Genomic DNA, 13,977 nt, shown 5'->3' with positions numbered 1-13,977 from the left:
TTTGGATTGATGTTGAAAATAGAAGAACTGGTTCACGCTTTCGTCACTGCTAATTGTGATTTTGATAAGGAAATTGTATTGACTAATTTTTTTCATTCCGATTGGGAAGCCGATATTTTATTGATTAATAATTCGGGTTTTAGTCACGAGATTGAAATCAAATTGTCAAAGTCTGATTTTAAAAACGATTTCAAAAAATTCTATACCAATCAAAAATCCGGTGAAAAGTTTCTGAAGCACGATAAGATTGGTTGCGGCGATTATATCTGTAATTCATTCAGTTTTTTGCTGCCAATGGGAATGATTGATCATAAAGATATTCCGGAACATTCTGGCATTATTGAGTTTTACCACGACGAAGATAATTGGGAAACTACTTTTTATAAAATTCGGGAACCAAAAATGATTCACGAAGATTCTTATTGGAAACTTTGTGACAAAGATCAATTTATGAGGAATATGGCTAGAAGTCTTCTCATCAAAAAATTTGAACTGAAAGGAAAAAAGGAAGAATTAATTTTTAAAACTCCTTTCGGTATTCAAAACAAAAAATAAATCCTGCCAATGTTGACAGGATCTATTAAAGTTAAATTTCTATTTTTTAAACCTTTTCTGGTTTTTCGATCAATAAATTATAAGTGAAAGCAGCAAAAACTCCACCTAAAACCGGCGCTACAATAAACAGCCAAAGTTGTGAAAGTGCTTCTCCACCAGCGAAAATAGCAGGGCCAATACTTCTTGCAGGATTCACAGAAACACCTGTGATTTTAATTCCAACAATATGAATCAGAACCAGAGAAAGCCCAATTGCCAGACCAGCAAAACCACCGTGGATGTTTTTTGTAGAGGTAGAACCGAGGATTACCATTAAAAAGATAAACGTAAAAACAAACTCAGCAACCAAAGCTGCTACAGTTGTATATTCATCCAGATAACCTGTTCCCCAACCATTAGAACCCAAAGCCCAAGGGCCTAATTCAGCGCCAGGATGATTGGTGAAAATGACATAAAGGATTCCTGCACCAATAATTGCTCCGATGATCTGAGCAACAATGTAATACAAAGCTTCTCCTAATTTCATTCTGCCAGCGGCAACCATTGCCAGAGAAATCGCAGGATTGATATGACATCCGGAGATATGCCCGATAGCATAAGCCATTGCGACGACGCTTAAACCAAATGCAAAGGAAATCCCCAGAAGTCCGACGCCGGTTGTGCCGTCCGCACCTGCAATTACCGCGCTTCCGCAACCCATTAATACTAGAACCATTGTACCGATCATTTCGGCAACAAATTTTGAAGTAGTTGATACCATTTGTTTATTGTTTTTAATAGTTTATTAAAACAAATCTAACGATTTTTTCAATTGATTGTGAAAAATTCAGTAAATAAATATAGGCTGACAAAATTTCCAATTATTTTTACAATTCTGTTATTGGTTTGTTTTTTGAGTTAAACAATTGTATAAATTTTTGAATTATGGCCATAAAATATTCAATTCTGGATTTGGCAACGATTGTCAAAGGAGATGATATCAATACAACTTTTGAAAAATCTGTTAAATCGGCACAGCTAGCAGAGAAATTAGGTTTTACCCGATATTGGTTTTCAGAACATCACAACTTTCCTAACGTAGCAAGCGCATCAACTTCTATCCTGATTGGACATATTGCATCACAAACTCAGTCAATAAGAGTAGGTTCTGGTGGAATAATGCTTCCGAATCATTCCACTCTGTCCGTTGCAGAACAGTTTGGAACTTTGGACGGATTATTTCCCGGCAGAATAGATTTGGGACTTGGAAGAGCGCCCGGAACAGATATGCTGACTGCAACAGCTTTGCGAGGTAACAATTTTACTCCGAATTATAATTTCGAGTTCCATATCAGAGAACTTCAGAAGTATATGTCAGAAGAAAATTCGGGATCCAAAGTCAGAGCAATTCCCGGAGAGGGAGCAGATGTTCCGATTTATATTCTTGGAAGCTCTACAGATTCGGCTTTTCTGGCTGCGAAACTAGGAATGCCCTATGCATTTGCAGCTCATTTCGCGCCTTCTCAGCTGGAAGTTGCCCTGGAAATTTACAGAGAACATTTTCAGCCTTCTGAATTCCTGGATGAGCCTTATGTAATGGTTTGTATCAATATTATTGCAGGAGAAACTGTCGATGAAGCACATTATTTGTCCACATCACATTTCCAGGCATTTGTTAATATTCTGACAGATCAGAGACAACCGCTTTTACCTCCGGAAGAAACCGAATTAGCAGACATCTCAGATGAAGTTGCAGTGCATCTTAACAGAATGGCCGCTAAAACTTTTGTAGGCGATGCAGAAACTCTAAAAGAAAAATTAGGAAAATTTGCCAAAGATTATCGCCCCGATGAGATTATCGTTTCGGGTAATATCTATGACTTTGAAAAAAAATTGAGATCTTACGAAATTGCTTCAGAAGTTTTAAAAAAAACTATAAAAAAATCACAAACCTAGGTTTGTGATTTTTTGTTTTATTTTAAAACTTCAAATTCTATAGTACTTCCGCTTGAAACCTTGATTTCTGCTCTTTCATAATCATCTTTTGTAGCCAGATAAGGATTTTCCAAAAACTTCTGAGGATTAATTGCCATTAGCGGAAACCAGGTGCTCTGAACCTGGATTTGTATTTTATGTCCTTTTTTGAAGGTATGAAGAACATCCTGCAATTTAACATCAATAGTTACCCCTTTATTTGGTATAAGAGGTTCCGGTTTTTCAAAACTGTTGCGGAATCTTGCCGGCATTATTTCACTTCTTACCAATTGATGATAATTGGCATAGACCACACCGGGCTTATCAGGATTAGCTTTTTCATCAGCAGGATAAACATCGATTAATTTTACAATAAAATCTGCATCAGTGGATGAAGAAGCGATTTTTAATTTTGTCAGAATTTCTCCTGCTAATGTCATGTCATTCTCCAAAACTTCTGTTGTATAGGTCACGACGTCCGATCTGTAACTTGCAAAACGCTGATCCTCGCTCATATAATTTTTGGGAGTGAAATTGTTCATATCCTTATAGTTTTCACTACTTAAAACAGGCCTGTTGGGATCGGAAACATAAACGGAAAATGTTTTCGGGTTATCTCCTTTTACAGAAAGATTTCCCGTTGAATTCATATAATAAGTTTGTTTTTCAGTTTGCTTTGGTGGCCAGTTATCAAACTGTTTCCATTCTTTTTTCCCGGTATCAAACATATAAGCTTCCGGCAGTTTAGCTGCTGTCCTGGAGTCTTCTTTCAGATAATGATGAAAAAATGGCTGCTCTATATTTTTTTGGTAAAAAGTTGCTAAACTATCTCCAAAATAGATGTCGTTATGAAAATGTTTTCCGGCTTCTACATTCCAGCCGCCATGTGAAAACGGTCCCATAACAATTGTGTTTTTAGCTTTTGGATTATTTTTTTCAATAGTTTTATAAATTTCCAATGGTCCGCGAAGATCTTCTGCGTCAAACCAACCACCAACTATCATTACAGCATGACTGATGTTCCTGAGGTGAGGTAAAAGATCTCTTTTTTTCCAAAAGTCATCATAGTTTGGGTGATTGACAACTTCCTGCATAAAGAAGTTGTCTTTGTAATATTTATCAACACCTTCTTTCAACGTTCCCATATTTTTATAGAAAAGATAGCCGTCATCAGAAGTTGGTTTTATCATTTTATCAGCAAACCAAGATTCTTTCTCAGGTTTTGTTTTCTGTACACCAAATACAGGGAAAGTTTTGAAATAGCTCATCAGAAAAGCGCCGTTGTGGTGAAAATCATCAAACCAAAAATCTGAAATAGGTGCCTGTGGTGAAGATGCTACTAAAGCAGGATGGTTGGCTAAAGTTCCTGCAGCTGTATAAAATCCAGGATAGGAAGTTCCATATTGCCCGACTTTTCCGTTATTATTTTGAACATTTTTTACCAGCCAATCCACAGTGTCATAAGTATCAGTGCTTTCGTCCACATCTTTTTTGGTTTTGTGATCAACTTGCGGCGTCATATTGGTAAAAGTGCCCTCGCTCATATATCGTCCGCGAACGTCCTGAAAAACGAAGATGTATTTTTCTTTTTCGATGAAAGGATTAGGACTCAACTTTTTTCTGAAATTAGTTTCGCCGTACGGTGCAACACTGTAACAAGTCCTGTTCATAATGATCGGATATTTGTTGCTTTTGGAAATATCCTTTGGGATATAAATGATTGTGAACAGCTTTGTACCATCGCGCATAGGGATATAAACTTCTTTTTTGGTAAAATTTTGTTCAACGGAAGATGTTTGCGCCAAACTCCATCCGACGACCATAAAACAGAAAAACATTAATAATCTCTTCATTGATAAATAATTTTGAATAAAATTAAGTTTTTTTAATGAAACTTGATGTTAGAAATATAGACAAAAGTTCGATTTGAAACTATAAACTTCTTTTGTGCGAAGCGCGCCCCGAGCTGAACGGAGCTCTTTTTGTTATTGCGGTTGCTGAATGTTTCTATTGAAATACTATTTTCTCCGCAATAAACAAAAAAGCGGGAGTGGAGCGCGGACAAAGGCGCCCAAATGAATTTGAGAGAAGAGAGTAGAAGTATTTAAGAATGAATTAAAAATAAAAACCTGACTCAGTTGAATCAGGTTTTTTATATTTTAATTTTCTATAATCCGAAAAGTTTGGCGAACAGATCAGGGACGATTCCCATCGAAACCAAAGCGAGAATAATAACTACGGAAACAATGTTGTAAGTAATGCTCGCTCTTTCTGTATTATGAAAGTTATCTTCTTTGTAGAAAAACATTGCGATAATCAATCTCAAGTAGTAAGCGATACTTAATGCCGAACCCAGAACTGCAATCAGTACAAGGAAACTTGAGCCGCCTGCAATCGCCTGGTTGAAGATTCCTAATTTTCCGATGAAACCTGCTGTCAAAGGAATACCTGCCATCGATAGCATCGAGATTGTTGAAACGACTGCTAACAACGGTTCTCTTTTACCTAAACCATTGAATGCTGCAAACGATGTTTCTTTTTTTATTTTCTCTACCCAGATCAGACTGATGAAAACCCCAACTGTTGCTAATGAATAAGCGAAAAGGTAAAAGCCTAAGATGTAAGTCGAAAAATTGTTAAGTCCGAAAAAGATCAAAGCGATATATCCTGCATGTGAAACAGATGAGTAGGCCAACATTCTTTTGGCGTTGGTCTGAACCAATCCCATTACGTTTGCCAAGAGTAAAGTCAGAATAATGAAGACGCCTAATATATTAATCCAGTCGCCTGCGATTCCGTTAAAACCGATGGTCATCAATTTGAACAAGGCAAAGAATCCGGAAATCTTTACGACAGATGCCATAAAAGCGGTAATCAGTGACGGTGAACCTTGATATACATCTGGACTCCACATATGGAAAGGCGCTAATGATACTTTGAATGCCAATGCTGACAACATCAAAATAGAGCCCATGATCAACATCAGATTTTTGGGATTGTTGATTGCAAAATCATGAATAGCATAAAGATCAAAGCTTCCTACGCTGCCGTAAACCAAAGCTACTCCAAATAAAAGAAATCCTGTTGCAAATGCTCCCATTAGGAAATATTTCATAGAGGCTTCTGTGGATCTGAGGTCGGTTTTGTTGGCGCCGGCCATTACGTATAAAGGAATGGATAATATCTCGATTCCGATAAATAATGTTACTAAATTCTGATATCCGAATAATACAATACCTCCGCAAAGTGCGAATAACATTAAGGAATATAATTCTGACTGATGACTTCTGTGATTACTGAATGCAAATCCTCCTAAAAAGAATAAAAATAAAGTAACAACAATTGATATTTTTGTAAACAAAGCAGCATTGTATCCGTATTCATACATTGCTTTATACTGAGCAAAAAACTCACAATCCGGAAGAAAGCTGAAATATAAACCAACGATTAATCCTAAAATCCCTATATATCTTGCATATTTTCCTTTCTCGAAAACGCCCGAAAATAATACAAGAACTGCCGTAAGGAATAAAACTATTAAAACACTCATTTCTTAAAATATCAATTTATTATAACATTGATTTGTAGATGAAAACCAATGAATTACTTACCATTTCTATAATAGGTTGCGGATAAACTCCCAATGCAATTACAAATACTGCTAAACTAGCTAATACCGAAAACTCAACGGAGCTGATATCTTTGGTTGTTGCTAAAACCGCTTCATCGCCTTTTCCGAACATTGCTTTTCCGTAGAATCTTAACATGTAAGCTGCGCAGAGAATCAATGTTAATCCGGCAAGAACTGCCATAATGTAGTTGTAGGCAAAAACAGATTTCAATAAGATGAATTCCCCGATAAATCCGTTTGTTAGTGGAACTCCGGTTGCTCCCAACAAGATAATCATAAACAAGATGGCGAATTTAGGTGCTACTTTTGCCAAACCACCCATTTTACGGATATCTCTTGTTTTGAATCTTTTATAAAGAATGTCTGCACAGTAGAACAATCCAACTACGTTGATCCCGTGAGCAAAACTCTGTACCATTGCACCTTGTCCGCCTTCGAAAGTCAATCCTGTTCTCATTGTGACAACTGCAGAAGCAAAAATCCCTGCTACAATCAAACCAACGTGTGAAAGAGATGAAAAAGCAATCAGTCTCTTGCTATCGGTAGAAATCATTGCGATCAGTGCACCATAGATAATACCGATGACAGAAAGGATAATTACAATTTCGCCCGAGATTCCGGCAATGGCTAAAGGTGTGATTGGCAACAAATATCTTAAAACACCGTAAACCGCCATTTTCAACATAATCCCCGATAACAACATTGATCCTTGTGTCGGAGAATAAGTATAAGTGTCAGGCTGCCATGTATGGAAAGGGAACACCGGTAATTTCACTGCAAAAGCAAAGAAAATAAACCAGAAGATAACCGTTTGCTCATTGGTGTTCAAAGTTGCATTATAAAGATCCGTCAGTGCAAAAGATGCTGATTGATTGTAAACGTAGATTAAGCCAATCAGCATGAACAATGATCCTACGAATGTATATACAAAGAATTTTGTAGTGAATTTGATTCTCTTGTCTTCCTGCCCCCAAAGTCCGGCGATGAACCAGATAGGGATCAAAGTTACTTCCCAGAAGATGTAGAATAATAATCCGTCTAATGAAGTGAATACGCCTAACAAACCAAATTGCATTAATAAGATCAATGCGTAGAAGGAATTAGGATAAGCTTTCTTTTCATTGAAAGACGATAAAATAATTAAAGGAACAAGAACATTAGTCAGGATAACCATTAACATACTCATTCCATCAATTCCAAAATTGAAGCTGCTTTTTATATAGCTAGACCACGGATAGGCGATTTCATATTGTAATGGCGCATCTACAGTTGGATGGAAATCGAAATTCCCCAACATATAAAATGCGATAAACATCTCTGCAAAAGCAAAAGCCAATGCAATATATTTGCTGGAATTATTTTTCCAGAAAAATAGTAAACCCGAACCTACGAGAGGTAAAAGTAATAATGTAAATAGTAAACAGGACATTATTATTTCAATAAAAAGTTAACAATCAATACAATTCCTATGGCCAATGACATAATCAACACATAGTTTTCTACGTTTCCGTTCTGAAGTCTTTTTGCAGCCCTTCCGGAATCCTGTGCTCCCAATCCAATGAAATTCACAATTGGGTCAAGAACCGCTTTATCAAACATTGCTGCAGCTTTTCCGGCTTCTTCAAAAGGCCTTACAATCATCGCATTATAAATCTCATCGATAAATAATTTTCTTGCAGACAATTTTTCCCAGCCGGTGTAGCTTTCTTCAGGTAGAGCATTTTTCTTTTTGGTAACATAAATTGCTTTTACTGCGAAGAAAATCACCACAACCATAATTACGGTTACGGCCAGCAGTATCATTTCTGTTGCAAAAGGAATTTCCGGAGTTTCGATATCGTAAACATAGATCGGCTCCAGCCAATGTGCTAGTTTCTGGAAATGTCCATGTCCGATAAAGTGCGGAAGATTGATAAATCCACCTACAACGGAAAGAATTGCCAAAACAATCAACGGAATTGTCATTACAGCCGGACTCTCGTGCAAATGATGCTTTTGTTCTTCGGTTCCTCTGAACTCTCCAAAGAAAGTCAGAAACAACAATCTGAACATATAGATAGCCGTCAATGCAGCACTGAATAATGTTAATCCCCAAAGAAGCGGGCTTTTTGCATAGATGTGCGTTAAGATTTCGTCTTTAGAAACCATACCAGACAAGGGTGGAATACCTGTAATTGCTAATGTTCCGATCAGGAAAGTCCAGTAAGTTACAGGGATTTTCTTTCTCAGTCCTCCCATGAAACGCATATCCTGTTCACCGCTCATAGCGTGGATCACAGAGCCGGCTCCTAAGAATAACAATGCTTTGAAGAAGGCGTGTGTCATTACATGGAACATTCCGGTTGTGTAAGCTCCGGCACCTAAAGCAATGAACATAAATCCTAACTGAGAAACCGTAGAATACGCCAATACTTTTTTGATATCGTTTTGTCTCAGTCCAATAAAAGCAGCAACCAAAGATGTTGCAATTCCTATGAATAAAATTAAATTTAATGTTGAAGGTGCTAATGAGAATAAGAAATTACTTCTTACTACTAAATATACACCCGCTGTTACCATTGTTGCAGCGTGGATCAAAGCGGAAACCGGTGTTGGACCTGCCATCGCATCCGGTAACCAAGTGAATAACGGGATCTGTGCAGATTTACCAACAGCTCCGATAAATAAACTTACTGTGATGAAAATGATCGCACTGCTGTCTAAAGCGAATTTTGATGAATTTTCAGCAACACTCAGATAATCGATAGCGTTAACTTGTGCAGCGATTGCAAAAATACCGATTAATAATCCTAGGTCACCGATACGGTTCATGATGAAAGCCTTTCTTGCAGCTTTTCCATAATCTTCGTTGGTATACCAGAATCCAATCAATAGGTATGAACAAAGTCCTACACCTTCCCAACCAATAAATAAGATCAGATAGTTGCTTCCTAGAACCAAAAGCAACATCGAGAAAATAAACAGATTAAGGTAAGTGAAAAACTTATAAAATCCTTTGTCGTGGCTCATATAGCCAATGGAGTAGAGGTGGATCAATGATCCGATTCCTGTTATAATCATGACCATCATTAATGATAACTGATCAATCTGGAATCCAAAATTAACCTGAATACCATTCACCCGGAACCATTCAAAAGCTTTAACAACAACCGGTGCGCTGTCACTTTTGAATCCTAAAAATATACTTGTTGTGATAATAAACGAAGCGAAAACCACCAAAGTTGCCAATCCTCCAACAAACACTTTCGGAAGGTTTTTCCCAAAAAGCCCGTTAATCAGGAATCCGGCTAAAGGTAAAAGTACAATTGCGTAAACTAAATTTTCCATTCCTTTCTTATCCTCTTAATTTATTAAAAATACTGACGTCTACAGATCTGGTATTTCTGTACATCATTGCGATAATTGCCAAACCTACAGCTACTTCTGCTGCAGCAACTACCATGATGAAAAAAACCAAAAGCTGTCCGTTACCATCACCTTTGTAAGCAGAGAAAGCTGCTAATAAAAGATTTACGGAGTTAAGCATCAATTCTACACATCCCAAAATCACGATAGCATTTTTACGAAGCAAAACTCCCAAAACACCAAGGCAAAATAAAACGGTACTCAGAATGATGAAATATTCCAAAGGCACCTGTTGTATAAATGTATTCACGTCTCCCATAATCTTATAAATCTTTTTTACCGATAAGAACAGCGCCAACGATTCCTGCTAAAATCAGAATCGATGCCAATTCGAATGGTAATACATATTCATTAAACAATAATCTTCCCAGGTTTTTCGTCAAACCTACCGAGTTATCAATACTTTCAGCAGCGGTTGTTTTTCCGGTAAGACCTTTGTAAGCACCTAACATTCCTACAAATAAAATGCAAACAGAAAAAATACCGATGAATTTCGGAAGATTTGCTTTTTTGCTTTCATCCTCTTTATTCAAGTTCAGCATCATCAGGATATAAAGAAACAATACCATAATCGCTCCTGCATAAACAATGATCTGAACAATTCCCAAAAATTGTGCATTAAGAAGAATATACATTCCCGCGATAGAGAACATTGTGACAATAAGTGACAGGATTGCATACAAAGGATTTCTTGCGAATACAAAATAAACAGCACTTGCAATAGCTAAAAATGCTACTAAGAAAAATAAAAACTGATCCATTATTTTACTGCATTTTTTTGTTTCTCAGATTGTCTTGTGGTAATGTCAATCCTTTCATTTATTTTTTCTACCAGTTTGTCCTTACCATAGATAAAAGAACCTCTGTTGGTTTCCACATCTACCAGCCTGTCGGTAAGATAGATTGCAGATTTTGGGCATGCTTCTTCACACATACCGCAGAAGATACATCTCAACATATTTATTTCATAGATTGAGGCATATTTTTCTTCTCTGTAAAGATCTTTTTCGTCTTTGGTTCTTTCAGCTGCCGTCATGGTGATCGCTTCAGCGGGGCAAGCTACTGCGCATAGCCCACAAGCAGTACATCTTTCTCTTCCTTCTTCATCTCTTTTAAGAACGTGTTGTCCTCTCCATATTTCCGCTCTCGGTTTGTCAACCTCCGGATAAGGATAGATTGGCGGACCTTTTACAATATTTCTGACAGCGTGCTTCAATGTAATCCCCATTCCTTTGAATATCGCCGGAAGGTAGATTTTTTCTGCAAGGGTCATTTCCTTGTTCGAAACAACTTTTGATCTGTTAGTAAGTTTCATTTAATTATAGATGTTAGATGTTAGACATTAGATCTAGACTAATCTTGTCTGTTATCTTAATTTTATATTCAATATTAATTTCCGAATGCCAAAATTACGGCACCAGTTATCATCAGGTTTATCAAAGCCAATGGGATTAAAGTTTTCCACCCAAGGTGCATCAACTGGTCATATCTGAATCTTGGAAGTGTCCATCTGATCCACATAAAGATAAAAATTCCGATGATTGTTTTTGTAAGGAATGCTACGATACTTAGAATTCCTGCTGCATTTTCTCCCCAGTTCTGAGTAACCCATTCGATTCCAGGGAAATTGTAACCTCCGAAGAAAAGAGCAACCATAAATGCATTGGAAATGAACATATTCACATATTCTCCAAACATATACAATCCCAGTTTCATAGAAGAATATTCTGTAGAATATCCTGTTACTAATTCTGATTCACATTCCGGCAAGTCAAAAGGATGTCTGTTGGTTTCTGCCAAAGCTGCAATAATGAAAACCAAAAATGCTAATGGCTGATAGAAAATATTCCAGTTCATTCCGTCTAATTCGAATAATCCCCAAAGTTTTCCTGTAGCCTGAGATTCAGAAATGACTTTAAGATCAAGACTTCCTGTCATCATAATGATAGAAAGAAGCGCTAGTCCCATTGCCAATTCGTAAGAGATCATCTGAGAAGAAGCACGGATTGCGCCAATCAAAGAATATTTATTATTAGAAGCCCAGCCTCCGATCATAATTCCATAAACTCCGATTGAAGCCATACCAATGATGTAAAGAACACCTACGTCTATATTGGCAACCTGAAGATCGAAAGACGTTCCGCCAATGTTCAGACTTTTTCCCCAAGGAATTACTGCTCCGGTAATCAGAGAGATGAACATGACTAATGAAGGTCCTAATATAAAAAGAAATCGCTCTGCATTGGCCGGTGTAAAATCTTCTTTAAAGAAAAACTTTCCACCATCGGCAAGTGGTTGCAGTAATCCGAATGGTCCGGCTTTGCTAGGGCCGATTCTATCTTGCATTACTGCAGCAACTTTTCTTTCTGCCCAGGTAGAATATGCAGCAATTGTTAATGCTAACAAGAACAGGGCAAGTACCAATATCAATTTGAATGTAATTAATTCCATAAGTTTTTATTTGAAATTTGATTAGATTGAAGAACTTAAATGATCTCGTTATCTAATTTTTCAATTTCTTTTTCGTCTTTCAAGCCAATTTCTTTAGCCTCAGGGTTTTCCAAAACATTATAACTGTCTGTTTTTTTCTCATAATGGTTGAGAGAAATTACAGAGTGTCTGTCGATATGTCTCGGTCCTTCGATATTCCAAAGTGCAGTATCTTTTTTCTCAAAACGACACTCGTTACAGATCCAGTCCTCAACTTCACCATATTGGTCTTTTCTGGCCGTTACTCTTACCACTTCATCACCTTTCATCCAAAGTACCGCTTTTCCGCTGCATTTTGTACAACTACAAGTGGCGTTATAAGGCTTAGTAAACCAAACTCTGCTTGCAAATCTGGCGGTTCTGTCCGTCAAAGCGCCAACCGGACAAACATCAATCACGTTTCCGATGAAATCATTATCCAAAGCTTTGTTCAGCATTGTTGATATCTCTGCGTGGTCACCTCTGTAAAGGATTCCGTGCTCTCTTTTTTCTGTCAACTGATTGGCGGCCAATACACATCTTGCACAAAGGATGCAACGGTTCATATTCAATTTGATATATGGACCGATGTCATCTGCATCGTAAGTATTTCTTTCAAATTCTGTTCTCGTTTCAAGATTTCCATGCTCGTAACCGAGATCCTGAAGGTGACATTCTCCGGCCTGGTCGCAAACAGGGCAATCCAATGGGTGATTTACCAAAAGGAATTCCGTAACTGCTTTTCTGCCTTCCTGTGCTTTTTCAGAAGTTAAGTTTTTTACTTCCATTCCGTCCATTACACCAGTTCTACAGCTTGCAACCAATTTTGGCATTGGTCTTGGGTCTGCTTCAGAGCCTTTGGAAACTTCTACAAGACAAGTTCTACATCTACCACCACTGGTTTCCAATTTGCTGTAGTAGCACATTGCCGGAGGCACAGATTTTCCACCGATTTGTCTAGCCGCTTCCAGAATAGAAGTGCCCGGCAAAACTTCGGTAGTTTGTCCGTCTATGGTAACTTTAAATTTTTTGACTTCTTCGCTCATATCTTCTGCTTTTGGCTATATGCGTGCAGCAATAGTCTTAATTTTTTATTTTAATTTTCTATTGAATACGTATCCAATCCCAAAATTAACTTGGTAGAATACAAAATCCTGACTGGCTTTATCAGGTTTATTATTAAGAGTAGTCTTGATATCCGGCATATTGATGTAACCAAATTTTCCTTCTACTCTTGCCATTATATGATTCCAAAAAACAAAATTGATATTAGTTCTCGCATCTAAACCAAATCCTGCTAAATGGTACCTGTCGCTTCTTTCGTTTCCGAATAACTTCACATTACTTTTAGGCATCAGAGCACCAATTCCTCCGCCATAAGCCCAAAAGATGTCAAAATTCTTTTTTGATAAAACGTTTTTATACTTTTCCAGACCTGCATTGATGTAATTCAATCCATCCGTATGTTCAAAAGTCAGAAACTGCTCATCAGTCAGATTAACCTGACCATTCTGGACCATTGCTGCATATGCCGGGTCAGAAATATGACCATTGAATTTTGCAATCTGATCCTGATCCATTACATACTTCATATGATCCTGCGCAATTACAACCGCTAGATTATCCTTAATAAAATAAGCTAATCTAAAATTGAATTGCGGAATTGAAAGTCTTGTTGGATCGATATAAGCCATACTTAATTCCGAAGGCCTGTCGTGCGCTACAACATTACTTAAAGTGAAATCATACCCGTTTCCTCTGAACCGAATATCGGAATTACTGAATCCAGCCCTGTTCCAACCCCAAAAAACGAACATTGTTCCTTTTTTTAATGTGGATTTATCATTATCAATAGTGTCTTGATTTTGTCCGAATACAATTGTTATCCCAACAAAAAATACAAAAACGAATTCAAAGAACTTCTTCATTATTTCTAGTGAATTTGAAAATACAAATTCTATTTA

Annotated in this window: 13 protein-coding genes; 2 read left to right on the top strand and 11 right to left on the bottom strand. The window is 37.3% G+C overall.

What is annotated here, in order from left to right; all coding sequences use genetic code 11:
• Window positions 1-9 precede the first annotated feature (9 nt).
• Window positions 10-555 (top strand): hypothetical protein, encoded by a 546-nt coding sequence (locus AC5P2S_RS13255; RefSeq protein WP_494555191.1) that lies wholly within the window; start codon window positions 10-12, stop codon window positions 553-555.
• A 46-nt stretch (window positions 556-601) separates the two neighbouring features.
• Here the strand turns inward: AC5P2S_RS13255 and aqpZ are convergent, their stop codons facing one another.
• Window positions 602-1,315 carry an aquaporin Z gene (gene aqpZ / locus AC5P2S_RS13250; RefSeq protein WP_494555190.1) on the bottom strand — a complete coding sequence of 238 codons (714 nt, stop codon included), beginning with the start codon at window positions 1,313-1,315 and terminating at the stop codon, window positions 602-604.
• A gap of 164 nt (window positions 1,316-1,479) precedes the next feature.
• Here aqpZ and AC5P2S_RS13245 point away from each other — a divergent pair, with 164 nt between their 5' ends.
• A complete protein-coding gene (locus AC5P2S_RS13245; protein ID WP_494555189.1) occupies window positions 1,480-2,490 on the top strand; it encodes an LLM class flavin-dependent oxidoreductase in 1,011 nt (336 codons plus the stop codon).
• A gap of 17 nt (window positions 2,491-2,507) precedes the next feature.
• On the opposite strand, the gene AC5P2S_RS13240 is transcribed toward AC5P2S_RS13245, so the two are convergent.
• The 10 genes from AC5P2S_RS13240 to AC5P2S_RS13195 form a co-directional block, all read right to left on the bottom strand.
• Window positions 2,508-4,361, bottom strand: coding sequence for a CocE/NonD family hydrolase (locus AC5P2S_RS13240; RefSeq protein WP_494555188.1), 1,854 nt, complete (start codon window positions 4,359-4,361; stop codon window positions 2,508-2,510).
• A gap of 314 nt (window positions 4,362-4,675) precedes the next feature.
• Window positions 4,676-6,058 carry an NADH-quinone oxidoreductase subunit N gene (locus AC5P2S_RS13235; protein ID WP_494555187.1) on the bottom strand — a complete coding sequence of 461 codons (1,383 nt, stop codon included), beginning with the start codon at window positions 6,056-6,058 and terminating at the stop codon, window positions 4,676-4,678.
• Window positions 6,059-6,077: 19 nt separating this feature from the next.
• Window positions 6,078-7,568, bottom strand: coding sequence for a complex I subunit 4 family protein (locus AC5P2S_RS13230; RefSeq protein WP_494555186.1), 1,491 nt, complete (start codon window positions 7,566-7,568; stop codon window positions 6,078-6,080).
• 2 nt (window positions 7,569-7,570) lie between these two features.
• The gene (gene nuoL / locus AC5P2S_RS13225; RefSeq protein WP_494555185.1) at window positions 7,571-9,466 is read right to left on the bottom strand and encodes an NADH-quinone oxidoreductase subunit L; all 1,896 of its coding nucleotides are present in this window, start codon (window positions 9,464-9,466) and stop codon (window positions 7,571-7,573) included.
• A 7-nt stretch (window positions 9,467-9,473) separates the two neighbouring features.
• Complete coding sequence (gene nuoK, locus AC5P2S_RS13220; protein WP_283416605.1) at window positions 9,474-9,803, bottom strand: NADH-quinone oxidoreductase subunit NuoK; 330 nt, start codon at window positions 9,801-9,803, stop codon at window positions 9,474-9,476.
• A gap of 4 nt (window positions 9,804-9,807) precedes the next feature.
• Window positions 9,808-10,305, bottom strand: a complete 498-nt coding sequence (locus AC5P2S_RS13215) for an NADH-quinone oxidoreductase subunit J family protein (RefSeq protein ID WP_283416606.1) — start codon at window positions 10,303-10,305, stop codon at window positions 9,808-9,810.
• Window positions 10,305-10,859: a NuoI/complex I 23 kDa subunit family protein gene (locus tag AC5P2S_RS13210; protein WP_283416607.1), complete on the bottom strand. Its 555-nt coding sequence runs from the start codon at window positions 10,857-10,859 to the stop codon at window positions 10,305-10,307. Before AC5P2S_RS13210 ends, AC5P2S_RS13215 begins: the two co-directional genes overlap by 1 nt.
• Window positions 10,860-10,933: 74 nt before the next feature.
• On the bottom strand, window positions 10,934-11,995 hold the full coding sequence (nuoH, locus tag AC5P2S_RS13205; protein ID WP_494555184.1) for an NADH-quinone oxidoreductase subunit NuoH: 1,062 nt from the start codon (window positions 11,993-11,995) through the stop codon (window positions 10,934-10,936).
• Window positions 11,996-12,030: 35 nt separating this feature from the next.
• Window positions 12,031-13,059 (bottom strand): NADH-quinone oxidoreductase subunit G, encoded by a 1,029-nt coding sequence (locus tag AC5P2S_RS13200; protein WP_283416609.1) that lies wholly within the window; start codon window positions 13,057-13,059, stop codon window positions 12,031-12,033.
• 45 nt (window positions 13,060-13,104) lie between these two features.
• Window positions 13,105-13,941, bottom strand: coding sequence for a hypothetical protein (locus tag AC5P2S_RS13195; protein WP_283416610.1), 837 nt, complete (start codon window positions 13,939-13,941; stop codon window positions 13,105-13,107).
• Between the last annotated feature and the right edge of the window lie 36 nt (window positions 13,942-13,977).

The sequence above is a fragment of the Epilithonimonas sp. 33E genome, from assembly GCF_059372615.1.
Note: the sequence above shows the minus strand (reverse complement) of the source record. Positions and strands in the feature narration are given on the sequence as shown.

What these genes read in the sequence shown, in the direction of transcription:
- AC5P2S_RS13255 (WP_494555191.1), top strand. Translation starts at nt 10, where the DNA reads ATGTTGAAAATAGAAGAACTGGTTCACGCTTTCGTCACTGCTAATTGT.
- aqpZ (WP_494555190.1), bottom strand. Translation starts at nt 1,315, where the DNA reads ATGGTATCAACTACTTCAAAATTTGTTGCCGAAATGATCGGTACAATG.
- AC5P2S_RS13245 (WP_494555189.1), top strand. Translation starts at nt 1,480, where the DNA reads ATGGCCATAAAATATTCAATTCTGGATTTGGCAACGATTGTCAAAGGA.
- AC5P2S_RS13240 (WP_494555188.1), bottom strand. Translation starts at nt 4,361, where the DNA reads ATGAAGAGATTATTAATGTTTTTCTGTTTTATGGTCGTCGGATGGAGT.
- AC5P2S_RS13235 (WP_494555187.1), bottom strand. Translation starts at nt 6,058, where the DNA reads ATGAGTGTTTTAATAGTTTTATTCCTTACGGCAGTTCTTGTATTATTT.
- AC5P2S_RS13230 (WP_494555186.1), bottom strand. Translation starts at nt 7,568, where the DNA reads ATGTCCTGTTTACTATTTACATTATTACTTTTACCTCTCGTAGGTTCG.
- nuoL (WP_494555185.1), bottom strand. Translation starts at nt 9,466, where the DNA reads ATGGAAAATTTAGTTTACGCAATTGTACTTTTACCTTTAGCCGGATTC.
- nuoK (WP_283416605.1), bottom strand. Translation starts at nt 9,803, where the DNA reads ATGGGAGACGTGAATACATTTATACAACAGGTGCCTTTGGAATATTTC.
- AC5P2S_RS13215 (WP_283416606.1), bottom strand. Translation starts at nt 10,305, where the DNA reads ATGGATCAGTTTTTATTTTTCTTAGTAGCATTTTTAGCTATTGCAAGT.
- AC5P2S_RS13210 (WP_283416607.1), bottom strand. Translation starts at nt 10,859, where the DNA reads ATGAAACTTACTAACAGATCAAAAGTTGTTTCGAACAAGGAAATGACC.
- nuoH (WP_494555184.1), bottom strand. Translation starts at nt 11,995, where the DNA reads ATGGAATTAATTACATTCAAATTGATATTGGTACTTGCCCTGTTCTTG.
- AC5P2S_RS13200 (WP_283416609.1), bottom strand. Translation starts at nt 13,059, where the DNA reads ATGAGCGAAGAAGTCAAAAAATTTAAAGTTACCATAGACGGACAAACT.
- AC5P2S_RS13195 (WP_283416610.1), bottom strand. Translation starts at nt 13,941, where the DNA reads ATGAAGAAGTTCTTTGAATTCGTTTTTGTATTTTTTGTTGGGATAACA.